The organism is Reyranella sp. GW821-FHT12G01 (assembly GCF_058806575.1).
This window is the reverse complement of sequence record NZ_JBXAPV010000003.1, coordinates 350,909-370,870: the sequence shown is the minus strand read 5'-3', so window position 1 is coordinate 370,870 and position 19,962 is coordinate 350,909. Positions and strand designations below refer to the sequence as shown.

General features: G+C 67.1%; 22 protein-coding genes and 2 riboswitches. Of the genes, 13 read left to right on the top strand and 9 right to left on the bottom strand.

Annotated features, from left to right (window positions below; all coding sequences use genetic code 11):
• Positions 1-20: 20 nt before the first annotated feature.
• From infC to AC1RP5_RS26855, 3 genes are all read right to left on the bottom strand, one after another.
• Entirely contained in the window at positions 21-557 is a 537-nt protein-coding gene (infC, locus tag AC1RP5_RS26865) for a translation initiation factor IF-3 (protein ID WP_493116305.1), read from the bottom strand.
• Positions 558-614: 57 nt separating this feature from the next.
• Entirely contained in the window at positions 615-2,558 is a 1,944-nt protein-coding gene (gene thrS, locus AC1RP5_RS26860; RefSeq protein ID WP_493115869.1) for a threonine--tRNA ligase, read from the bottom strand.
• Positions 2,559-2,758: 200 nt separating this feature from the next.
• Positions 2,759-3,895 (bottom strand): glycosyltransferase, encoded by a 1,137-nt coding sequence (locus tag AC1RP5_RS26855; RefSeq protein ID WP_493115868.1) that lies wholly within the window; start codon positions 3,893-3,895, stop codon positions 2,759-2,761.
• A gap of 59 nt (positions 3,896-3,954) precedes the next feature.
• On the opposite strand from AC1RP5_RS26855, the gene AC1RP5_RS26850 reads away from it, so the two are divergent.
• A complete protein-coding gene (locus tag AC1RP5_RS26850; protein ID WP_493115867.1) occupies positions 3,955-4,713 on the top strand; it encodes an alpha/beta hydrolase in 759 nt (252 codons plus the stop codon).
• Positions 4,714-4,806: 93 nt separating this feature from the next.
• Here AC1RP5_RS26850 and AC1RP5_RS26845 read toward each other — a convergent pair whose 3' ends face one another.
• Positions 4,807-5,670: an SDR family oxidoreductase gene (locus AC1RP5_RS26845; protein WP_493115866.1), complete on the bottom strand. Its 864-nt coding sequence runs from the start codon at positions 5,668-5,670 to the stop codon at positions 4,807-4,809.
• A 36-nt stretch (positions 5,671-5,706) separates the two neighbouring features.
• Here AC1RP5_RS26845 and AC1RP5_RS26840 point away from each other — a divergent pair, with 36 nt between their 5' ends.
• From AC1RP5_RS26840 to AC1RP5_RS26830, 3 genes are read left to right on the top strand one after another with little or no spacing between them, the layout of a single operon-like run.
• The gene (locus AC1RP5_RS26840; protein ID WP_493115865.1) at positions 5,707-6,558 is read left to right on the top strand and encodes a tetratricopeptide repeat protein; all 852 of its coding nucleotides are present in this window, start codon (positions 5,707-5,709) and stop codon (positions 6,556-6,558) included.
• 34 nt (positions 6,559-6,592) lie between these two features.
• A complete protein-coding gene (locus tag AC1RP5_RS26835) occupies positions 6,593-7,243 on the top strand; it encodes a hypothetical protein (RefSeq protein WP_493115864.1) in 651 nt (216 codons plus the stop codon).
• Between the two features lie 30 nt (positions 7,244-7,273).
• Complete coding sequence (locus AC1RP5_RS26830; protein ID WP_493115863.1) at positions 7,274-7,888, top strand: hypothetical protein; 615 nt, start codon at positions 7,274-7,276, stop codon at positions 7,886-7,888.
• Positions 7,889-7,900: 12 nt separating this feature from the next.
• Here AC1RP5_RS26830 and rnhA read toward each other — a convergent pair whose 3' ends face one another.
• Genes rnhA through ispH form a run of 3 tightly spaced genes read right to left on the bottom strand, consistent with a single transcriptional unit; the run spans position 7,901 to position 10,274 of the window.
• A complete protein-coding gene (gene rnhA / locus AC1RP5_RS26825) occupies positions 7,901-8,347 on the bottom strand; it encodes a ribonuclease HI (RefSeq protein ID WP_493115862.1) in 447 nt (148 codons plus the stop codon).
• 9 nt (positions 8,348-8,356) lie between these two features.
• Positions 8,357-9,322 (bottom strand): homoserine kinase, encoded by a 966-nt coding sequence (locus AC1RP5_RS26820; RefSeq protein WP_493115861.1) that lies wholly within the window; start codon positions 9,320-9,322, stop codon positions 8,357-8,359.
• Between the two features lies 1 nt (position 9,323).
• Positions 9,324-10,274, bottom strand: a complete 951-nt coding sequence (gene ispH / locus AC1RP5_RS26815; RefSeq protein ID WP_493115860.1) for a 4-hydroxy-3-methylbut-2-enyl diphosphate reductase — start codon at positions 10,272-10,274, stop codon at positions 9,324-9,326.
• Between the two features lie 121 nt (positions 10,275-10,395).
• Here ispH and AC1RP5_RS26810 point away from each other — a divergent pair, with 121 nt between their 5' ends.
• From AC1RP5_RS26810 to AC1RP5_RS26795, 4 genes are read left to right on the top strand one after another with little or no spacing between them, the layout of a single operon-like run.
• Positions 10,396-10,638 (top strand): CDGSH iron-sulfur domain-containing protein, encoded by a 243-nt coding sequence (locus AC1RP5_RS26810; RefSeq protein WP_493115859.1) that lies wholly within the window; start codon positions 10,396-10,398, stop codon positions 10,636-10,638.
• Positions 10,635-11,171 (top strand): hypothetical protein, encoded by a 537-nt coding sequence (locus AC1RP5_RS26805; protein ID WP_493115858.1) that lies wholly within the window; start codon positions 10,635-10,637, stop codon positions 11,169-11,171. The genes AC1RP5_RS26810 and AC1RP5_RS26805 overlap by 4 nt, the downstream gene beginning before the upstream one ends.
• Complete coding sequence (locus AC1RP5_RS26800; RefSeq protein ID WP_493115857.1) at positions 11,171-12,517, top strand: (Fe-S)-binding protein; 1,347 nt, start codon at positions 11,171-11,173, stop codon at positions 12,515-12,517. The genes AC1RP5_RS26805 and AC1RP5_RS26800 overlap by 1 nt, the downstream gene beginning before the upstream one ends.
• A 7-nt stretch (positions 12,518-12,524) precedes the next feature.
• Positions 12,525-12,869 (top strand): gamma-glutamylcyclotransferase family protein, encoded by a 345-nt coding sequence (locus AC1RP5_RS26795; protein ID WP_493115856.1) that lies wholly within the window; start codon positions 12,525-12,527, stop codon positions 12,867-12,869.
• A gap of 9 nt (positions 12,870-12,878) precedes the next feature.
• On the opposite strand, the gene AC1RP5_RS26790 is transcribed toward AC1RP5_RS26795, so the two are convergent.
• Positions 12,879-13,334: a carboxymuconolactone decarboxylase family protein gene (locus tag AC1RP5_RS26790; protein WP_493115855.1), complete on the bottom strand. Its 456-nt coding sequence runs from the start codon at positions 13,332-13,334 to the stop codon at positions 12,879-12,881.
• 78 nt (positions 13,335-13,412) lie between these two features.
• On the opposite strand from AC1RP5_RS26790, the gene AC1RP5_RS26785 reads away from it, so the two are divergent.
• A complete protein-coding gene (locus tag AC1RP5_RS26785; RefSeq protein WP_493115854.1) occupies positions 13,413-14,282 on the top strand; it encodes a sigma-70 family RNA polymerase sigma factor in 870 nt (289 codons plus the stop codon).
• Here the strand turns inward: AC1RP5_RS26785 and AC1RP5_RS26780 are convergent.
• On the bottom strand, positions 14,279-14,857 hold the full coding sequence (locus tag AC1RP5_RS26780) for a TetR/AcrR family transcriptional regulator (RefSeq protein WP_493115853.1): 579 nt from the start codon (positions 14,855-14,857) through the stop codon (positions 14,279-14,281). The two genes, AC1RP5_RS26785 and AC1RP5_RS26780, sit on opposite strands and share 4 nt — an antisense overlap.
• A 334-nt stretch (positions 14,858-15,191) precedes the next feature.
• A riboswitch (glycine riboswitch) is annotated at positions 15,192-15,282 on the top strand.
• Positions 15,283-15,285: 3 nt separating this feature from the next.
• Positions 15,286-15,389: riboswitch (glycine riboswitch) on the top strand.
• Positions 15,390-15,469: 80 nt separating this feature from the next.
• On the opposite strand from AC1RP5_RS26780, the gene gcvT reads away from it, so the two are divergent.
• The 4 genes from gcvT to gcvPB are packed head-to-tail and all read left to right on the top strand — an operon-like array spanning position 15,470 to position 19,936.
• Positions 15,470-16,591, top strand: a complete 1,122-nt coding sequence (gene gcvT, locus AC1RP5_RS26775) for a glycine cleavage system aminomethyltransferase GcvT (RefSeq protein WP_493115852.1) — start codon at positions 15,470-15,472, stop codon at positions 16,589-16,591.
• A gap of 9 nt (positions 16,592-16,600) precedes the next feature.
• Entirely contained in the window at positions 16,601-16,978 is a 378-nt protein-coding gene (gcvH, locus tag AC1RP5_RS26770) for a glycine cleavage system protein GcvH (RefSeq protein WP_493115850.1), read from the top strand.
• A gap of 13 nt (positions 16,979-16,991) precedes the next feature.
• Positions 16,992-18,338: an aminomethyl-transferring glycine dehydrogenase subunit GcvPA gene (gene gcvPA, locus AC1RP5_RS26765; protein ID WP_493115849.1), complete on the top strand. Its 1,347-nt coding sequence runs from the start codon at positions 16,992-16,994 to the stop codon at positions 18,336-18,338.
• Positions 18,338-19,936, top strand: a complete 1,599-nt coding sequence (gene gcvPB, locus AC1RP5_RS26760) for an aminomethyl-transferring glycine dehydrogenase subunit GcvPB (protein WP_493115848.1) — start codon at positions 18,338-18,340, stop codon at positions 19,934-19,936. Before gcvPA ends, gcvPB begins: the two co-directional genes overlap by 1 nt.
• The last annotated feature ends 26 nt before the right edge of the window (positions 19,937-19,962 follow it).

Below are 19,962 nucleotides of genomic sequence, written 5' to 3'. Positions count from 1 at the left end.
CGCCTGCCCGGTGCCTGGCGTCACTTGGGCGCCAGCACCATGATCATCTGCCGGCCTTCCATGCGCGGCATCGATTCGATCTTGGTCACCGGATCCATCTCGCCGCGCACGCGGTTCAACACCTGCATGCCGAGATCGGCGTGCACCATCTCGCGGCCGCGGAAACGCAGGGTGACCTTCACCTTGTCGCCTTCCTCGATGAACCGCTTCATGGCGCGCATCTTCACTTCGTAATCGTGGTCGTCGATGTTCGGGCGCATCTTGATCTCTTTGACCTCGATGACCTTCTGGTGCTTGCGCGCCTCGTGGGCCTTCTTCTGCGCCTCGTACTTGTACTTGCCGTAGTCGGAAATCTTGGCGACCGGCGGTACGGCGTTGGGCGAGATCTCGATCAGGTCGAGGCTGGCCTCTTCGGCCATTTCGATGGCTTCGCGCGTGCTGACCACGCCGACCATCTCGCCATTCTCGTCGATCAGGCGGACTTGCGCGGCACGGATCTCGCTGTTGACGCGCGGACCCTCGCGGGTGGGCGCAGTCTGTTGGGCAGGTCTTGCTATGTCTTTCTCCTGTTTTGAAGCCCCGACATCGGGGCGGGTAGCGAAACCGGGCCGCCCCTAGAAGGGCGGCCGGGCCTCGGTTGAAAGTGTAGTGACGGCGGCCCCGAGTTCAAGGACCTCCTGCTTGTCGGAGCCGAGCCGGCGGATCGCCACCGTCCGGGCTTCCATGTCGCGCCGGCCGACCGCGAGGATCAGCGGCACGTGGGCCAGCGAGTGCTCGCGGACCTTGTAGTTGATCTTCTCGTTGCGCAGGTCGGTATCGACCCGCATGCCGGCCGCCCGCAACGCCGCCGCGACCTCCTCGGCATAGCCATCGGCGTCGTTCACGACCGTGGCTACCACCGCTTGCGTCGGCGCCAGCCAGAGCGGGAAGCGACCGGCATAGTTCTCGATCAGGATGCCGATGATGCGCTCGAAGCTGCCGAAGATGGCGCGGTGCAGCATGACGGGCCGCTTGCGCGAGCCGTCCTCGGCCACATAGTTCGCATCCAGACGCTCGGGCAGGACGAAATCGACCTGCAGGGTGCCGCACTGCCAGTCGCGGCCGATCGCATCGCGCAGCACGAATTCCAGCTTCGGCCCGTAGAACGCGCCCTCGCCGGGATTGAGGATGAGGTCGAGCCCGGCGGCCTTCGACGCCGCCTTGAGCGCGCCCTCGGCCTGGTCCCACACCGCGTCGGAACCGGCGCGCACCGGCGGCCGGTCGGAGAACTTCACGAAGTAATCCGGGAAGCCCAGGTCGCGGTAGATCGAGCCCAGCAGTTCGCAGAAGCGGATCGTCTCGCTCTCGATCTGCTCCTCACTGCAGAAGATGTGGGCATCGTCCTGCGTGAAGTTGCGCACGCGCATGATGCCGTGCAGCGCGCCCGACGGCTCGAAGCGATGGCACGAGCCGAACTCGGCCATGCGCAACGGCAGCTCGCGGTAGCTGCGAAGGCCCTGGTTGAAGATCTGCACGTGGCAGGGGCAGTTCATCGGCTTCAACGCGAAGATGCGCTTGTCGTCGTCGGCGATGAACTCGCGCAGGCCTTCCTCGTTCTCGCTGAGATACATGTTCTCGCGGAACTTCTCCCAGTGGCCCGACGCCTCCCACAGCTTGCGATCGACGAGCTGCGGCGTCTTCACTTCCTGGTAGCCGGCGGCATCGAGCTTGCGCCGGAGGTAGCTCTCAAGCGTGCGCCAGAACGTCCAGCCCTTGGGGTGCCAGAACACCATGCCCGCGGCTTCTTCCTGCTGATGGAAGAGGCCCATCTCGCGACCGAGGCGGCGATGGTCGCGCTTCTCGGCTTCCTCGATGCGATGCAGGTAGGCCTTCAGGTCCTTGTCGGAGAAGAAGACCGTGCCGTAGACGCGCTGAAGCTGGGCGTTGTTCTTGTCGCCACGCCAGTAGGCGCCCGACACTTTCGTGAGCTTGAACGCCTTGCCGAGCTTGCCCGTCGAGGGCAGGTGCGGCCCCAGGCACATGTCGAGCCAGTCGCCCTGCTTGTAGACGGAAATCTCCTCGTCCTTCGGCAGCTCGTCGGCCCACTCGGCTTTGAACTTCTCGCCGTGCTGGACGAAGTAGTCCTTGATCTGCGCGCGGTCCCACACCGAGCGTTCGATCGGCAGGTCGCGATCGACGATCTCGCCCATGCGCTGCTCGATCTTGGCGAAGTCCTCGGGCGAGAAGGGCTGGTCGCGCACGAAGTCGTAGTAGAAGCCGTCCTCCGTCGAGGGGCCGAACGTGATCTGCGTTCCGGGGTAGAGTTCCTGGACCGCCTGCGCCAGCACATGCGCCGCGTCGTGACGCAGCAGTTCCAGTGCATCGGGATCGCGCGACGTCACGATTCCGATCTTGGCGTCGCGATCGACCACATGGGCGAGGTCGACCATCTTGCCGTCGACGCGCAACGCGAGGGCGGCCTTGGCGAGGCCGGGACCGATCGAGGCGGCGATGTCTGCGCCGCTCACCGGCTTGTCGAAGGATCGGACCGAACCGTCCGGCAGGGAAATATTGATCATCTTGTTCACCAGCTAACGAAATTCCGAACACAACTCATCTGCCGACACGAACGGTCGGCAGCGGTGGGCCGGGAGACCGCACAAGTGTGCGCGCCCGGCCGATTCAAGTTCGGACGGTGGTGATAACGGCAGGAGCGGTGAAAAACCGTCGTTCCATGAGGTGGGAGATAAGTGCCCGACCCCGGTGAGTCAAGCTGCGCTCAGCGGGCAGCCAGGCGGTGATAAAGCGCCAGGAGCTGCTGGTTGGACTGCGCCAGGCTGTAATTGCCGCGCACATGCTCCTGCGCGGCCCGCGCGAGCTCGGCCCGCCGTTCGACCGACAGCGAAAGTGCCGCCTGCAGGGACTGGGCCAGCGCCGCCGGATCGCCGGCCGGCGCCAGCCAGCCGGTCACGCCGTCGGGGCGGATCGTCTCGGCAGCACCGCCGCCATCCTCGGCGACCACGGGTCGTCCCATCGCCTGCGCCTCGACCAGGGTGCGGCTGAAGCCCTGCCGCTGGCCGCCGGTCGACACCACGACATCGGCCAGCATGTAGGCGGCCGGCATGTCGTCGACATAGGGACCGATCTGGACGCGGCCGTTCAGTTGCGCGGCCTCGATGGTGCGCTCGAGTTCCTTCTCGAACGGCGTGGGCGCGCCGGTCGAACCCAGCAGCAGGCAGAACACATCGTCGCGGCCCAGCTGCCGGATCGCCTCGACCAGGATCTTCTGGCCATTGTCCTCGCCGAAGCGGCCGGGGCAGAGCACGAGATGCATGCCGTCGGGCACGCGCAGTTCGCCGGCCAGACGAATCAGCCGGTCGGCGCGCACGATCGCCGGATCGAAGCGGTCGAAGTTGATGCCGGGCGAGATGATTTCCAGCCGGTCCTGCAGCGCGGGGAAGCGTTCGATCGCATCGCGCGCGACGTGCTGCGAGACGGCGATCACCGCATCGGCGCGCGACTGCCGCCGCTCGACGAAGCGGCCCGCAAGATCGGACGCGAGGAACGGCCGGTGCAGCGTCGCGATCCACTTGATGCCGAGACGACGCGCCAGCGCGCGCGCGACCCAACCGGTGGCGGGCGAGCGCGCTTGCACGACGTCGACCTTCGCGTCACGCAGGCTGGACGCGAGCTTGCCGGGCAAGGTCAACCGTCCCCACACCGCGTGGCTTCGGTCGGGAAGTTCGAGATGGCTGGCGCGCAGGCGCAGCAGGTCGGGCACCATGCTGCCGCCGGGCGAGGCCACGATCGCCGAGCCGCCTGACGCGATCACGGCCTGCGCCGCTTCGAGCGTGGCACGTGCCAGGCCGCCGCCGGCCAGGGTCGGAACGATCTGAAGCAGGGTGGGCGCGGACACGGGCGTTGCTTTTGGCTACACGATTAACGGGAGGCAGCAGGTAACACGGGAGGAACAACGTGGGTAGGGTCGAGCGGCTGCAGCGCGGCGATGACAACACCATCGCCTATGCAACGACACGTGCGACGAAACCGGGACCGGCGCCGACCGTCGTCTTCCTCGGTGGCTTCCGCTCCGACATGACCGGCACCAAGGCGGTGGCGCTCGAAGCCTGGGCGGAAAAGACCGGTCACGCGTTCCTGCGTTTCGATTATCTTGGCCACGGCCAATCGTCGGGGCGCTTCGAGGACGGCACGATCGGCCGCTGGCTCGACGATTCGCTGGCCGCGATCGATCAGCTCACCGCGGGCAAGCTGGTGCTGGTCGGATCGAGCATGGGCGGCTGGCTGTCGTTGCTGGCGGCGCGCGCGCGACCCGAACGGCTCGCCGGCCTCGTGCTGATCGCGGCCGCGCCCGACTTCACCGAACGCATGCTGTTCAATGGCCTCTCCGCCGAAGACCGCGCGACCTTGCAACGCGACGGCAGGCTCGAACGTCCTTCGCAATATTCACCGGAGCCGTCCGTCTTCACCTGGAAGCTGATCGAGGAAGGCCGCAATCACCTGCTGCTCGACAAGCCGCTCGCGCTGCCGTGTCCGGTGCGCCTGCTGCACGGCCAGAGCGATCCCGATGTGCCGTGGGAATATTCGCTGCAGATCGCCAAGCATCTCGACGCGCCGGAAGTGATCACGACCTTCATCAAGGGTGGCGACCATCGTCTCAGCACGCCGTCCGACATCGCGCGCCTGATCGCGACGGTCGAGGAGCTGATGCGTTAGTCGTCCTGAGCGCAGCGAAGGACCTTGCGGAACGACCAACGGACTCCGTGGCCAGCAAGAGATCCTTCGCTTCGCTCAGGATGACAAGCGAGCCTAACCGCTCGCGGCCGCGATCGCCTTCAGGCCCTCGCGATAGGTCGGATAGCGCAGCACGACGCCCAGTTCGCGCCTGAGCTTGTCGTTCCTCACCTTGCGGCTCTCCGCATAGAAGGAGCGCGCCATCGGTGACATTTTAGGCGCGACCTCCGCCCACGGGATCAGGGGCGGCACGGGGCGGCCCAGCAATTCGAAGGCATAGGCCACGACATCGGCATTGGCCGCCGGCAGGTCGTCGGCCACGTTCCATATCTCCGTGCCGTGCTCGCGGTCCATGGCCTTCAGCGTGCTGACGGCGATGTCCTCGACATGGATGCGCGAGAAGAACTGGCCGGGCTTGTCGATGCGTTGCGCCGTGCCGGTCAACACGCGGTCCAGCGGACTGCGGCCCGGACCGTAGATGCCGGGCAGTCGCAATATATGAAGAGGCGCGCCGGTCTCGGCGGCGAGGTCGCGCCAGTCCTGCTCGGCGGCGATCCGCTCCAGGCTGCGTGGCTGCGTCGAGAGAGTCGGCGTCGTCTCGTCGACCCAGCCGCCGTCATGATTGCCGTAGACGCCCGTCGTCGAGAGGTAGCCCAGCCAGCGCGCGCAGCCGAGCAGCGCGCGGCAGGCCCGCAACGCCGGATCGCCGGCGGCGCCCGGCGCCACCGTGCAGACGACATGGGTGGCGTTGCCGAAGGCATCGGCCGCGAGAGGAAAGGCGCCATCGAAGACATGCGCCTCGATCCCCAGTTCGCGCAGCCTGCGTGCCTTCTCTTCGCTCGTGCAGGTGCCGGCCACCGCCCAGCCCTGCGCCTTCGCAAGCTTGGCGATTTCAAGGCCGCTGTAGCCCAGGCCGAAAATGAAAAGTCGTCTTGTCATCTTGTCAGGAACGCGCGCGCGCGGTTCTTTGCAACCATGTTGTTTCGTCTCAAGCCGCTCTGGCCGCTGGTCGGATTGCTCATCGCGTCGCCCTTGCTGGCGCAGCCGATTCCCGTCGTGCCCGCCAAGCCCCTGCCCGGGCCGCCGGGCCTGGAAACGAGCCCCGATCATCTGAAGCGCTACACCGACTGCATGCGACTCGCGCGCATGGAGCCGTTGCGGGCGCTGCCGGCGGCCGAGAAATGGATCGTCGAAGGCGGTGGTCTCGGCGCCCGTCACTGCGTCGCCGTCGCCATGTTCCAGTCGGGCAAGCACGCCCAGGCCGCCGCCCAGTTCGAGGCGATCGCCCGCGACATGGGTTCGGACCGGCCGGGCCTGCGCGCCGAACTGTGGGCACAGGCGGGCCAATCCTGGATGGAAGCCGGCGGTGCCGAGAAGGCGGCCGCTGCCCAGAGCAAGGCGCTGGAGCTGAAGCCCGACGATCCCGATCTCTGGGTCGATCGCGGCCTGTCTTACGCCGCCATGCAGGCCTGGCCGCGCGCCATCTCCGACTTCGACCGCGCCATCCGCCTGCGCCAGGACGATGTCGACGTGCTGGTGCTGCGGGCCGCGGCGTGGCGCAACGCCCAGGACCCCGGCCGTGCGCTGGTCGATGCCAACCGCGCGCTGTCGATCGCGCCCGATCATTCCGAGGCGCTGCTCGAACGCGGCTTCGCCAATCTCGCCCGCGGCTCGAAGGACGCGGCGAACGCCGACTTCAACCGCGTGCTGAGGCTGGTGCCGCCGGCCTCCGCCGCCGCGCGTCGTGCCGAAGCGGGCCTTGCCGGCGGGGCCGCCAATGCGCCCGCCGCGCCCGCTGCTCCGGCGAAACCCGCCCAGAAGCGATAGCGCCTTAGAAGTCCCTCAGGTAAAATCCCGACAAATGAACAAATCCCTCTCGTCGCTCGCTCTCATCGGTGCCGTAGCCTTCGCCGCGCCGGCCTTCGCGCAGGCGCCTGCTGGCCAGACGCAGCCACCTTCTTCCTACTATCCGGCGCCGCCGCCGGCTCAGGCGCCGGTGGTCGAGAAGGGCGCTTCGACGTCGACCCTGTCCTCGCCCTTGCCGACCGCGCCACACGCGGTCGAGCGCACCGCGATCGATTCCGATGCCGAGGCACAGCTCTTCGCTGAAGCACGCAAGATCGCCTGGGGCCGCTACGCCAAGATCAAGGGCGCCAAGGCCGGCGAAGTGACGGTGACGCGCCAGGGTCCCGTGTGGGTCGTGAAGGGCCGCCTCGACAGCGTGGCGCCGGGCACCGAAGGCGACTGGGTCGCCATCGACGGCGTCGTCGAGCGCATCGGGGCCGGCGTCGTTCAGATTCGCGGCGAGGTGGCGTTCCGTGTCGCCAAGGTCGAGAAAGGCACGCCCTGCAAGGTGGGCGGCCTGCTCACCTTCCGCCGTTCGGGCAAGTCGCAGGTCTGGCGCCTGGCCGAGGGCGACAATCCCTGCGACGGCACGCGCGAGGGTTTCGACCTCGTGATGGAAAAGCCGGTCGAGAAGAAGCCCGTTCCGGCCCAGCCGAAGCGGAGCTGAGTTCCGCCGGACCGACGCACCGAACGGTCCATGCGCATGAACAGGTTCCTCGCGTCGATCGTCCTCGGCGGTATCGCAGCGTTCGTCGTGCCGGCTGTCGCGCAGGCGCAGAACGGATCCTCTTCCTACTATCCGGCACCGCCGCCGAACCGCGCGCCGGCGGTCGAGAACGGCGCCTCGACCTCGAACCTGTCGTCGCCCTTGCCGGCCGTGCCGCCTGTGGTGACGCGCACCGCCATCGACTCCGACGACGAAGCCGAGTTGCTCTCCCGAGCGCGCAAGATTTCCTGGGGGCGCTACTCCAAGCTCGAAGGCGCCACGCCGGGCGATCTCTTCATCACGCGTCAGGACGGGCCGGTCTGGGCGGTGAAGGGGCGACTCGACAGTGTCGCGAAAGGCACCGAGGGAGACTGGGTCTCGATCGACGGCGTCATCGAGCGTATCCGCGAGGGTGTCGTGCAGATCCGGGGCGAAGTCGCCTTCCGCGTTGCCAAGGTCGGGACGGGCGCGCCCTGCAAGGTCGCTGGCCTGCTCACCTTCCGCCGCTCCTTCAAGTCACAGGCCTGGCGGCTGGCCGAGGGCGACAATCCCTGCGACGGCACGCAGGAAGGCTTCGACCTCGTGATGGAAGTTTCGACTCTGTGAGGGAAACCGCCGTTAGGACTTGAGCGCGGAGATCGCCGCGCGCGCCAGCGCGTCGGCACGTTCGTTCTCGGGGTGGCCGCTATGGCCCTTCACCCAGCGCCATTCGACTTGATGAGGCGCGCGGGCGGCGTCGAGGCGTTGCCACAGCTCGACGTTCTTCACCGGCTTCTTGTCCGACGTCTTCCAGCCGTTCTTCTTCCAGCCGTGGATCCACTTGGTGACGCCGTCCTTCACGTAGGTGCTGTCGGTGAAGAGGCGGACGTTGCAGGGTCGCTTCAACGCTTCCAGCCCCTGGATCGCGGCCATCAGCTCCATGCGATTGTTGGTCGTCGCGCGGTCGCCGCCGGAGAGTTCGCGTTCCTTCTCGCCCATGCGCAGGATCGTGCCCCAGCCGCCCGGGCCGGGATTTCCGCTGCACGCGCCGTCGGTGAAGATTTCGACTTTCGCTGTCTCGCTCACAAGCCCCTCTTACAAGCCATAGTCCGAAAGAGAGGGCGCCGCGCGATGGAAGCGCAGCTTGGCGAGATATTCCTGCGGGTCCTTGCGCTTGACCAGCGCATCGGCCGGCGTGTGCACCCAGTCGTAGAGACGGGTCAGCAGGAAGCGCAGCGCCGAGCCGCGCGCCAGCAGCGGCAGCGCCTGTTTCTCCTCGTCGCTCAGTTTGCGCACGCGCTCATAGCCCTGCAGCAGATTGCGCGCCTTGGTGGCGTTGAAGGAATTGTCGATCTCGAAGCACCAGGCGTTGAGGCAGATCGCAACGTCGTAGGCCAGCAGGTCGTTGCAGGCGAAGTAGAAGTCGATCACGCCCGACAGCTTTTCCTGCAGGAAGAAGACATTGTCGTTGAACATGTCGGCATGGATCACACCGGCCGGCAGGTCCCTGGGCCAGTTCGCTTCGAAGAATTCGATCTCGGCGCCGAGTTCGCGGTCGAGTGCCGCATCGATGTGACGGCGCGAGCCTTCCCAGAGCGGACGCCAGCCCGCGACCGACAGCGCGTTGGGGCGCTTCAGTGCGAAATCCTGTCCGGCGAGATGCATGACGGCCATGGCTTCGCCGACCGGCGCGCAATGCGCGACCGTCGTGCGACGCGGCCACATGCCGTGGAGGAAACTCGTGATCGCTGCCGGCTTGCCCGCGAGCGTGCGCAGCGCCTTGCCGTCACGGCCATGGATCGGTCGCGGGCAGGTGAGGCCACGGTCGGCAAGGTGGTCCATGAGGCCGAGGAAAAACGGCAGGTCGTTGGGATCGACGCGCTTCTCGTAGAGCGTGACCATGTATTGACCCGCACCGTTCGGGCCGCCGGTCGTGGTCAGCACATAGTTGGTGTTCTCGACGCCTTCGGCGATTCCCTTGAAGGAATCGGCCTCGCCGATGTCGTACTGGGCGAGAAAGGCTTCGAGCTCGGTGTCGCCGACTTCCGTATAGACCGCCACGTCAGGCCACCAGCGCGCGCGGCAGCTTGAAGACGACGCTTTCCTCGGTCGTGCGCACTTCCTCGACGGTGACGTCGTAGCGCGCGCGGCAGGCCTCGATCAGCTCGTCGACCAGCAGCTCGGGCGCCGACGCGCCGGCGGTGATGCCGAGACGGCGGGCATCGCCCAGCCACTCCCAGTCCATGTCGACGGCGCGCTGCACCAGGCGCGATTTCTTGCAGCCGTAATTGGCGGCGACCTCGACCAGCCGCATCGAGTTCGAAGAATTCGGCGCGCCGATCACCACCATGGCGTCGCAGCGCTCGGCGATCGCCTTGACCGCGGCCTGGCGGTTGGTCGTGGCGTAGCAGATGTCTTCCATCTTCGGTCCCTGGATCGACGGGAACCGGCGGCGCAACGCGGCCACGATGCCGGTCGTGTCGTCGACCGACAGGGTGGTCTGGGTCGCGTAGGCCAAGTTCTCCGGATCGGCGATGTCGAGCGTCTCGGCCTGCGTGACGTCTTCGACCAGCACCACCTTGCCCGGCGGCAGCTGGCCCATCGTGCCGATCACCTCGGGATGGCCGGCATGGCCGATCAGGATGACGGTGCGGCCCGACTGGGCGTGACGCTCGGCCTCGCGATGGACCTTGGAGACCAGCGGGCAGGTCGCGTCGACATAGAGCAGGTTGCGGCGGGCGGCTTCGGCGGGCACCGATTTCGGCACGCCATGCGCGGAAAACACGACCGGCCGGTCGTCGGGCACCTCGTCGAGCTCGTCGACAAAGATCGCGCCCTGGGCCTCGAGGTTCTCGACGACGAAACGATTGTGCACGATCTCGTGGCGGACATAGACCGGGCGGCCATAGCGCTCCAGCGCGCGCTCGACGATCTGGATGGCGCGGTCGACGCCGGCGCAGAAGCCGCGCGGGCTGGCGAGCAGGATCGTGAGCGGGGTCTTCTGGGCAATCATGAAAATCGTTCGATGGGAGGACGGCCCGCTCGCTTGCGGGCCTGCGGACCATTGCCTAGAGTCCGTGCAGTACGGATTTGGCGCGGCACCGTAACAAAGCCGCCGCAACGGGGAAAGCAACATGACCGAGCCGGTTGTCGCGGCCAAGGCGCCTGCGAAAGTGGCGCTGGAGGCGGGCAAGGACTACTGGTGGTGCGCATGCGGCTTGAGCAAGTCGCAGCCCTTTTGCGACGGCAGCCACAAGGGCACCGGTCTTGCGCCGATGAAGTATTCCGTCGAAAAGGCCGGGGACTACTGGTTCTGCACCTGCAAGCACTCCTCCAAGAAGCCCCTCTGCGACGGCTCACACAAGACATTGGCATGACCCTGAACATGTATTTCCGCGCCGCGCCTGTCGCGCTGGCGCTTCTTCTCACCGCCTGCGGCGGCAGCAAGGACGACGACGCGGCCAGCATCTATTGTCCGCCGCCGTTCACGGTGCAGGACGCCGGCCGGCTCACCCATTTCAAGGATGGGGCAGGGCGCGATCCGCGCGACGTCGAATATGAAGCGGCGCTGAACGGCGTCGGCACCAAGTGCAACCTGCGGCGCAACCAGATGGAAGTGACCCTGGTCATGCGCGTCGCGGTCAGCGCCGGTCCCGCGGTCACCGCGGGTGCGGTGCGCGTGCCGTACTTCGTGCGCGTGCTGGGCGGGACGAACCAGGTCGTCCAGGGCCAAGACTTCACCGCCGACTTCCGGCTGTCGGGCAGCAACCCGCGCGGCCAGTCGCAGGAAGAGCTGACGCTCACCCTGCCGTTCAACCAGATCTCCGAGCTCGGCGCCTATCGCATCGCTGTCGGCCTCAAGCCGACGCAGGAAGAGCTCGAGTACAATCGGCGGCAGAGCGCACGCTGATGAGCGCCTATGCCGACAGGCTCGAAGCATTGGCCGCCGAAGCGGCCGATCGTTGTACGACCTGCGGCAAGTGCTTCGAGGCCTGCCCGACGGCGCGCGAGAGCGGGCTCGACATGGGCCAGGCCGTGCAGCGTGTCGGCGAACTCGTCTCGCTCACGCGTGACGGCGGCGGCGCCGCACCGTTGCTCGACAAGTGGCTGAATGCCTGTGACGGCAGTGCGCAGTGCACCGCGGCGTGCCCCGAGGACATCAACGTCCGCCAGTGGGTGACCATCGCCAAGATGAAGTCGCTGCAGGCGACGCGTCCGGTTCAGGAAGGCGCGACCAACGCGGCCGGCCGCTTCCGCCACATGGCGCAGGCGGTGCGGCTGCTGGCCAGCATGCAGCTGCCGTCCGAGACGCTGAAGAAGATCCTGGCGCCGGCCGAGCGGCGCACCGCCGACGTTCTTTTCTATACGGGCTGCAACGTGCTGCGCACGCCGCACATCGTGCTGAACGTCATGGACATCCTCGACGCGCTGGAGTTCGACTTCGACGTGGTCGGTGGCACCGCACATTGCTGCGGTGTCTACCAGTTCCAGGAAGCCGATCTGGCGACCTACGAGCGCGTGGGCCATCGCACCTTCCAGCGTTTCGGCCAGTCCGGCGCCTCGAAGGTGCTGACCTGGTGCCCGACCTGCACCAAGAATTTCGACGAGCTGGAGAAGGACGTCGAGGAGCCCTCGTTCGACCTCGGTCACGTGAGCGAGTTCCTTGCCGCCAACCTCGACGCGCTGAAGGTGCGCTTCAAGGCCGAGCAGCCCAAGCGCCGCGTCGTGATCCACGAACACCAGGGCATCGGCGCCACGGTCGAGAGCATCCGCAACCTGCTGCGCGCGGTGCCGAACCTCGAACTGGTCGAGCTGCCGCAGGATTCCGGCTTCTCATATGCCTGCGGCGGCCAGGCCGCGAAGTTCAAGGCGCGTGAACAGGCGATCCACCGCGACCTGGTGATGGGCGCGGTTGATGCCGGCGCCGACACGATCGTCACCATGTATCATTCCTGCCATCGCGCGCTGTCCGGCGCCGAGGCGATCTATCCGTCGCTCAAGGTCGTGAACTTCACCGACGTGCTGGCCGAGGCGCTCGGCCGCGGCGGCCATCCCGACTACTACCAGCTCTACAAGCGCGGCGGCGCGATGGACGAGGCCGTGAAGGCTGCACGCGGCTTCCTCGAGAACAACGGCGTGCGCATCGACGAGAACGCCGTGAAGTCACTGACCGCCGACATCTTCAACGAGACCGGTGTCGGCGGCCCGCGCGAAGCCTTCGTCGAAGCCTTCACCGCGCTCGCCCGCGAGGGCTGATAGCGACGTGACGACGGCCGACGTCTGGCTCTTCTCCTACGGCACGCTGCAGCAGGAAGACGTGCAGCTTGCGACCTTCGGGCGACGGCTCGAGGGCCGTGTCGATGCCTTGCCGGGCTACGCGACCTCGCTGCTGGAGATCAAGGACGCCGAGGTCGTGAAGACCAGCGGCAAGACCCATCATCTGATCGCGCAACCCTCTGGCCGTGCGAGCGACGAGGTGCCCGGCGTCGTGTTGAAGATCACGCCCGCCGAGCTTGCCGCCGCCGACACCTACGAGGTCTCGGACTACAAGCGCGTCGCGGTGCGCCTGAAGTCCGGCCTCGAAGCCTTCGTCTACGTCGCGGCTTGAGCCGCGATCTCAGCCGAACGAACCGGCGACCTGGCGGGTCGCAGCGTTCAGCCGGTTCCACACGTTGATGCTGGCGATCGCGAGCAGCAGGCCAGAGATCGCCGTCTCGTCATAGTGGCGGCGGGCCTCCTCCCAGACATGATCGGGAACGGCGTCTTCCTTGTCGGCAAGGCGCGTCGTGGCTTCGGTGAGGGCGAGCGCCGCGCGCTCGGCATCGGTGAACCACGGGGCTTCGCGCCAGGCGGCGACGGCATAGATCCGGTCGTCGCTCTCGCCCGCCTTCTTCAGTTCGCGCGAGTGCATGGCCACGCAAAGGCTGCAGCCGTTGATCTGGCTGGCCCGCAGATGGACCATGTAGAGCGTGGTCTGAGGGACACCGGCCTTGTGGGCGATCGACCCCAGCGCCAGCAGGGCCTTCATCGCCTCGGGCAGGACCAGGGCCGGGTTCTTCATTCTTGGCTGCATGATTTCTCTCCTTCGATGTCACACCGGCCGTGTTCGGGCCGTCATTGCATTGACGGATCGCGACGGGAGAATGTGACGATGGACGAGCAGAAATTTCTGGCCGAGCGCTTCGAGGCCAACCGGCCGCACCTGCGGCGCGTGGCCTACCGGATGCTGGGCTCGGCCGCCGAGGCCGAGGATGCGGTGCAGGAGGCCTGGCTGCGGCTCAGCCGCAGCGACACCGGCGACGTCGACAATCTCGGCGGCTGGCTGACGACGGTCACCGCGCGCATCTGCCTCGACATGCTGCGGTCGCGCAAATCGCGGCGCGAGGAGACGCCCGACGAGTCGCCGGATGCGCCCGCGACGCAAGAAGCCGGCGGCTTCGAGCCCGAGCAGGAAGCCTTGCTGGCCGATTCGGTGGGCCTCGCAATGCTCGTGGTGCTGCAGGCGCTGACGCCGGCCGAGCGCGTGGCCTTCGTGCTGCACGACATGTTCGACATTTCCTTCGACGAGATCGCCTCGGTCGTCGGCCGCACGCCGGAAGCGACGCGGCAGCTCGCCAGCCGTGCACGGCGCCGTATCCAGGGTGCGCCCGCGATTCCCGAAGCCGAACTCGCGCGTCAGCGCGGCGTGGTCGATGCCTTCCTGGCGGCCTCACGCGGCGGCGATTTCGAGGGGCTTTTAACGCTGCTCGATCCCGACGTCGTGCTGCGCGCCGACGCGGCGGCGGTCGCCCTCGGCGACAAGGCCGAGACACGCGGCGCCACGCCCGTCGCACAGTTCTTCAAGGGACGGGCACAGCTCGCGCGCAGCGCACTTATCGATGGCCGCATCGGCGTGGTCGTGGCGCCGAAGGGCCGGCTGCTGCTGGTCCTGCTGCCGATCGTGGTCGGAGACCGGATCGCGGAGATCGAAGTGGTGGCCGATCCGGATCGTCTCACCACCTTCGATATTGCGACCGGCTAGGCGCTTTCCGACGCCGCCAGCACTGCCCACGCGGCATTGGCGAAGAAGGTCACGTGGTCGGAGAGGGGGCCTTCGAAGCGGCCGTAGACCTTGTAGGTCGCGGGCTGCATCACGGTGCCGATCGCCGAGGCCGCGGCGAGGTCGGGGTCACGCGCGGGAATCTCGCCCGCGACCATGGCGCTGGCGATGACCTCGCGCACGACGTCGACCGGATTGGGCGTGCCGTCGGGCACCATCGCCAGGAACAGGTGCTGGGTCAGCAAATGGTAGGCGAACAGGGACCAGTCCCTGTCCGCCCATTCGCAATAACAACGCACGATGGCGTCGATCTTCTCACGCAAGCCCGGGGCGGGCTGGTGCGCCTGGGCCAGCGCCTCGGCCAGCGCACGGTGGTGGCCGAGGAAGATGTCGAGGGCGAGCTGCTCCTTGCTGGGGAAGTAGCGGTAGATCGTGCCCTCGGCGATCGACGCCGCCATGGCGATCTCCCGGGTCGTGGTCTCCGCAACGCCGCGCGCCACGAACAGGGTGAGTGCGGCGCGCTCTACGCGGGCCTTGGTGTCTTCGGCTTTGCCCATGCCCCGCAGTCTATGAGGGAGCGCTCACTCGGAAAAGAGACGCCCTCTGCTTCGGACGCATACAGCCAGCGCCAATCGATGACCCAGTCCCGGGATGCGGCCGGTGCCGGGGGCGCGTCGCTCTGGAGCTTGAGGAATTCGTCGAACGACCGGCGGATGAACATACCAACCTCCTTAAGGTGAGTAAGTGCTCACAAATTAAGTGAGCAATCACTCAATTTCAAGGGAAATATTAAATCGTTGGTTTTGGCGGCTTTTCCCCGCGATTCGGAGGCGATTTCGCCCTTTGTGCGTGGACGGAAAGGAGGGGCCTGCCTATGGTCGGTTCACCCAGACGAACCCTGTGGGAGAGCCCATCCGCAAGGATGGCGCCGAAGGAGCAACCGGCCCCGGAAACTCTCAGGCAAACGGACCGCAGGGGAATGGGTCTCTGGAAAGCGGCAGGCGCCTCATTCGGCGCAGGCCCACCGACGAAGTAAGCCGGCCCTCTTTTGAGAGGCTCCCGGCGAATCTTTCAGGTCTCCGGACAGAGGGGGTCGCGAACGGCGCATTTCATGCGTCGTGACAGCGCGACTCCGGTCGCGTCGAACGCGACCTTTGACGGAGACTGTTTTGACCGAAACTCCCGCCGGCCCCCTGAAGCGCACGCCGCTTTACGATCTCCATCGCGAGCTGGGCGCGCGTCTGGTGCCGTTCGCCGGCTACGAAATGCCGGTCCAGTATCCGACCGGCATCCTGGTCGAGCACAATCACACCCGCACCGCCTGCGGCCTGTTCGACGTCTCGCACATGGGCCAGGTACGGCTCACCGCGAAGCCCGGCCAGAACGCGGCGAAGGCGATGGAAACGCTGGTGCCCGGCGACATCACGGGCCTGCAGCCCGGTCAGCAGCGCTACACCCAGTTCACCAACGATGCCGGCGGCATCCTCGACGATCTGATGGTGACCAGCACGGGCGATCACTTGCTCGTCGTCATCAACGCCGCCTGCAAGGATGCCGACCTCGCGCACATGCAGAAGCATCTCTCTGCCACCTGCGAGATCGAGCCAATGTTTTCGCGCGGTCTCCTGGCGCTGCAGGGACCGCAGGCCTCCGCCGTGCTGTCGCGGCTGGTGCCGCAGGTCGCCACCATGAAGTTCATGACCGGCGCCTATGTCGTGATCGACGGCGCGCGCTGCTACGTCACGCGCTCGGGCTACACCGGCGGCGACGGCTACGAGATCTCGACGCCGGCCGATCAGACCGACGCCATCGCGCGCAAGCTGCTGGCCAATCCGGAAGTGAAGCCGATCGGACTCGGCGCGCGCGATTCGCTGCGGCTCGAGGCCGGGCTCTGCCTCTACGGCCACGACATCGACACGACCACGACGCCGGTCGAAGCGGTGCTGCTGTGGAGCGTCGGCAAGGAGCGCCGCGTGCAGGGCGGCTTCCCGGGCGCCGCGGTCGTCCAGAAGCAGATCGCCGAGGGCTCCACGCGCAAGCGGGTCGGCCTGCTGCCGGAAGGCAAGGCGATCGCGCGCGAGGGCGCGGAGATCGTGATCGGCGGCAAGACCGTCGGCATCGTCACCTCGGGCGGCTTCGCGCCGACCATGGGTCGCGCCATCGCCATGGGCTACGTCGAGCGCAGCCAGTCAGCCAATGGAACCAAGGTCGATCTCATGGTGCGCGGCAAGCCCGTGCCTGCCGAGATCGTCGCTATGCCTTTCGTCAAACACGCCTACTACCGCGGATAGGAGAGCAAGATGGCCGAGACCAAGTACACCGAAGAGCATGAGTGGATCCGCGTCGAGGGTGACGTCGGCACGATCGGCATCACGCAATACGCGCAGGAGCAGCTCGGCGACGTCGTGTTCGTCGACGTCCCCGCCGCCGGCCGCAAGATCACGAAGGGCGAGTCCGTCGCCGTGGTCGAATCGGTGAAGGCCGCCTCCGACATCTACGCGCCGGCTACCGGCGAAGTGGTCGAGAGCAATGCAGCACTTGCCGAGACGCCGGGCGACGTGAACGCCGAGCCGACCGGCAAGGGCTGGTTCTTCAAGATGAAGCTCTCCGACAAGGGCGAACTCGCCGGCCTGATGGACGAGGCGGCCTACGACGCCTTCGTGAAGAGCCTCGGCTAAAGCGGAGCCCTCGATGCGTTATCTTCCCCTCACCGAGGCCGATCGCCGCGAGATGCTGAGCGTGATCGGCGCCAAGTCGGTCGACGAGCTGTTCCGGGACGTGCCGGCCTCGGCGCGGCTGGCGGCCAAGGTCGGCGGCCTGCCCGATCACCAGGGCGAGCTCGAAGTCGAACGCGCCTTCCAGGGCTTCGCGGCGAAGAACCTCTCGCCCGCGAGCACGCCGTTCTTCATCGGCGCCGGCGCCTACCGCCATCATGTGCCGGCGACCGTCGACTACATGATCCAGCGCGGCGAGTTCCTGACCTCGTACACGCCGTACCAGCCGGAGATCACGCAAGGCACGCTGCAGTACCTGTTCGAGTTCCAGACGCAGGTCACGCTGCTCACCGGCATGGAGGTCGCCAACGCCTCGATGTACGACGGCTCGACCGGGACGGCAGAAGCCGTGCTGATGGCCAACCGCATCACGCGCCGCCACAAGGCGCTGATCTCGGGCGGACTGCATCCTCAGTATCGCAGCATCATCGAGACCACGGCGAAGTGGGAAGGTTTTACCGCCACCCTCTCGAAGACCGACTCGGAGGGCCTCGAAGACCTGATCGCGGCGGTCGATCGCGACACGTCCTGCGTGGTCGTGCAGAACCCGAGCTTCTTCGGTCACGTCCGTGACTTCACCAAGCTCGCGGAAGCCTGCCACGCTGCCGGCGCGCTGCTGATCGTCGTGGTGACGGAAGTCGTGTCGCTGGGACTGCTGACACCGCCGGGCGAGATGGGCGCCGACATCGTGGTCTGCGAGGGCCAGTCGATCGGCAACGGTCTGGGCTTCGGCGGTCCCTACGTCGGCCTGTTCGCGACCCGCGACAAGTACATGCGCCAGATGCCGGGCCGTCTCGTCGGCGAGACCGTCGATGCCGACGGCAAGCGCGGCTTCGTGCTGACGCTGTCGACCCGCGAGCAGCACATCCGCCGCGAGAAGGCGACGTCCAACATCTGCACCAATGCCGGCCTCTGCGCGCTGGCCTTTACGGTGCACCTCACTTTGCTGGGCGAGGCGGGCTTCACCCGGCTGGCCGAGCTCAACCACGCCAAGGCCTCGCAGCTTGCCGACAAGCTCAGCGCCGTGCCTGGCGTCTCGGTCGTGAACGACAGCTTCTTCAACGAGTTCACCGTGAAGCTGCCCAAGCCGGCGGCCGAAGTCGTCGAGGCGCTGGCGGCCAAGCGCATCCTGGGCGGATTGCCCGTGTCGCGCCTGATCCCGAACGATCCCTCGGTCGCGAACCTTCTGCTGCTGGCGGCGACCGAGACGGCGACCGAGGCGGGCATGGACCCGCTTGTCGCCGCGCTGAAGGAGGTGCTGTGATGGTACAGTCGCTCGACCGTAGCCAGGGACGCGCGGGTGGCGTCGCCACCGGCTCCGTCAACACGCATGGCACCTTCACCGGCAACCGCGCGCTCCAGATCGAGGAGCCGCTGATCTTCGAGATGGGCCAGGCCGGACGCTGCGGCGTCGACTTGCCCGAACCGCCGAAGGTGAAGGACCGGCTGAACGGCCTGCGCCGCAAGGGCACGATCGGCCTGCCCGGCCTCTCTGAGCCGCAGGTGGTGCAGCACTTCACGCGTCTCAGCCAGAAGAACTACGCCATCGACATGGGCGTCTACCCGCTGGGCTCGTGCACGATGAAGCACAATCCCCGCATCAACGAGAAGGTCGCGCGCCTGCCCGGCATCGGCGATCTTCATCCGCTGCAGCCGGTCTCGACCGTGCAGGGCGCGCTGGAGCTGATCGACGGGCTGGCGCACTGGCTGAAGACGCTCACCGGCATGCCGGCCGTGGCGATGTCGCCGGCCGCCGGCGCGCATGGCGAGATGTGCGGCATGATGGCGATCGCCGCGGCCCTCGAGGCCAAGGGCGAGCGCGCGCAACGCAAGACCGTGCTGGCGCCGGAATCGGCGCACGGCACCAATCCCGCCACGGCAGCGGCGCTCGGCTTCGTCGTGAAGCCGATCCCGGCCAACGATCGCGGTCGCGTCGACCTCGCCGCCCTCAAGGCAGCGCTGGGTCCCGACGTGGCGGCGATCATGCTGACCAATCCCAACACCTGCGGCCTGTTCGAGAGCGAGATCGTCGAGATCTCCAAGGCCGTGCACGAGGCGGGCGCCTACTTCTACTGTGACGGCGCCAACTTCAACGCCATCGTCGGTCGCGTGCGGCCGGGCGACCTCGGCGTCGACTGCATGCACATCAACCTGCACAAGACCTTCTCGACGCCGCACGGCGGCGGCGGCCCGGGTGCCGGTCCGGTGGTGTTGTCGGCGGCGCTGGCGCCTTACGCGCCCTACCCGTGGATCGTGAAGGATGGCGACAAGTGGCGCGTCGCGGAAGACGGCGCCAAGGTCGAGGGCACGCCTCTCGGCCGGCTAAAAGCCTTCCATGGCCAGATGGGCATGTTCACGCGCGCGCTGGCCTACATCATGAGCCACGGCGCCGATGGCCTGAAGCAGGTGGCCGAGGACGCGGTCCTCAACGCCAACTACGTGATGGCCGCCCTGAAGGACGTGATGAGCCCGGCCTTCGAGGGGCCGTGCATGCACGAGGCGCTGTTCGACGACAGCTTCCTGAAAGACACGGGCGTCAGCACGCTCGACTTCGCCAAGGCGATGATCGACGAGGGCTATCACCCGATGACCATGTACTTCCCGCTGGTGGTGCATGGCGCGATGCTGATCGAGCCGACCGAGAGCGTGGCCAAGGAAGACCTCGACCAGTTCATCGGCGCGCTGCGCTCGCTCACGGCCAAGGCCAAGACGGGCACCGCGGCCGAGGACTTCAAGGCCGCACCGCTCTACTCGCCGCGCCGCCGTCTCGACGAGACGCTGGCCGCCCGCAAGCCGGTGCTGCGCTGGAAGCCGTCGAACAATCCGCCGGGAACCGATCCGCTGAAGCAGGCGGCGGAATAAGTAGCGAACTCTTCCCCTTTGCGGAG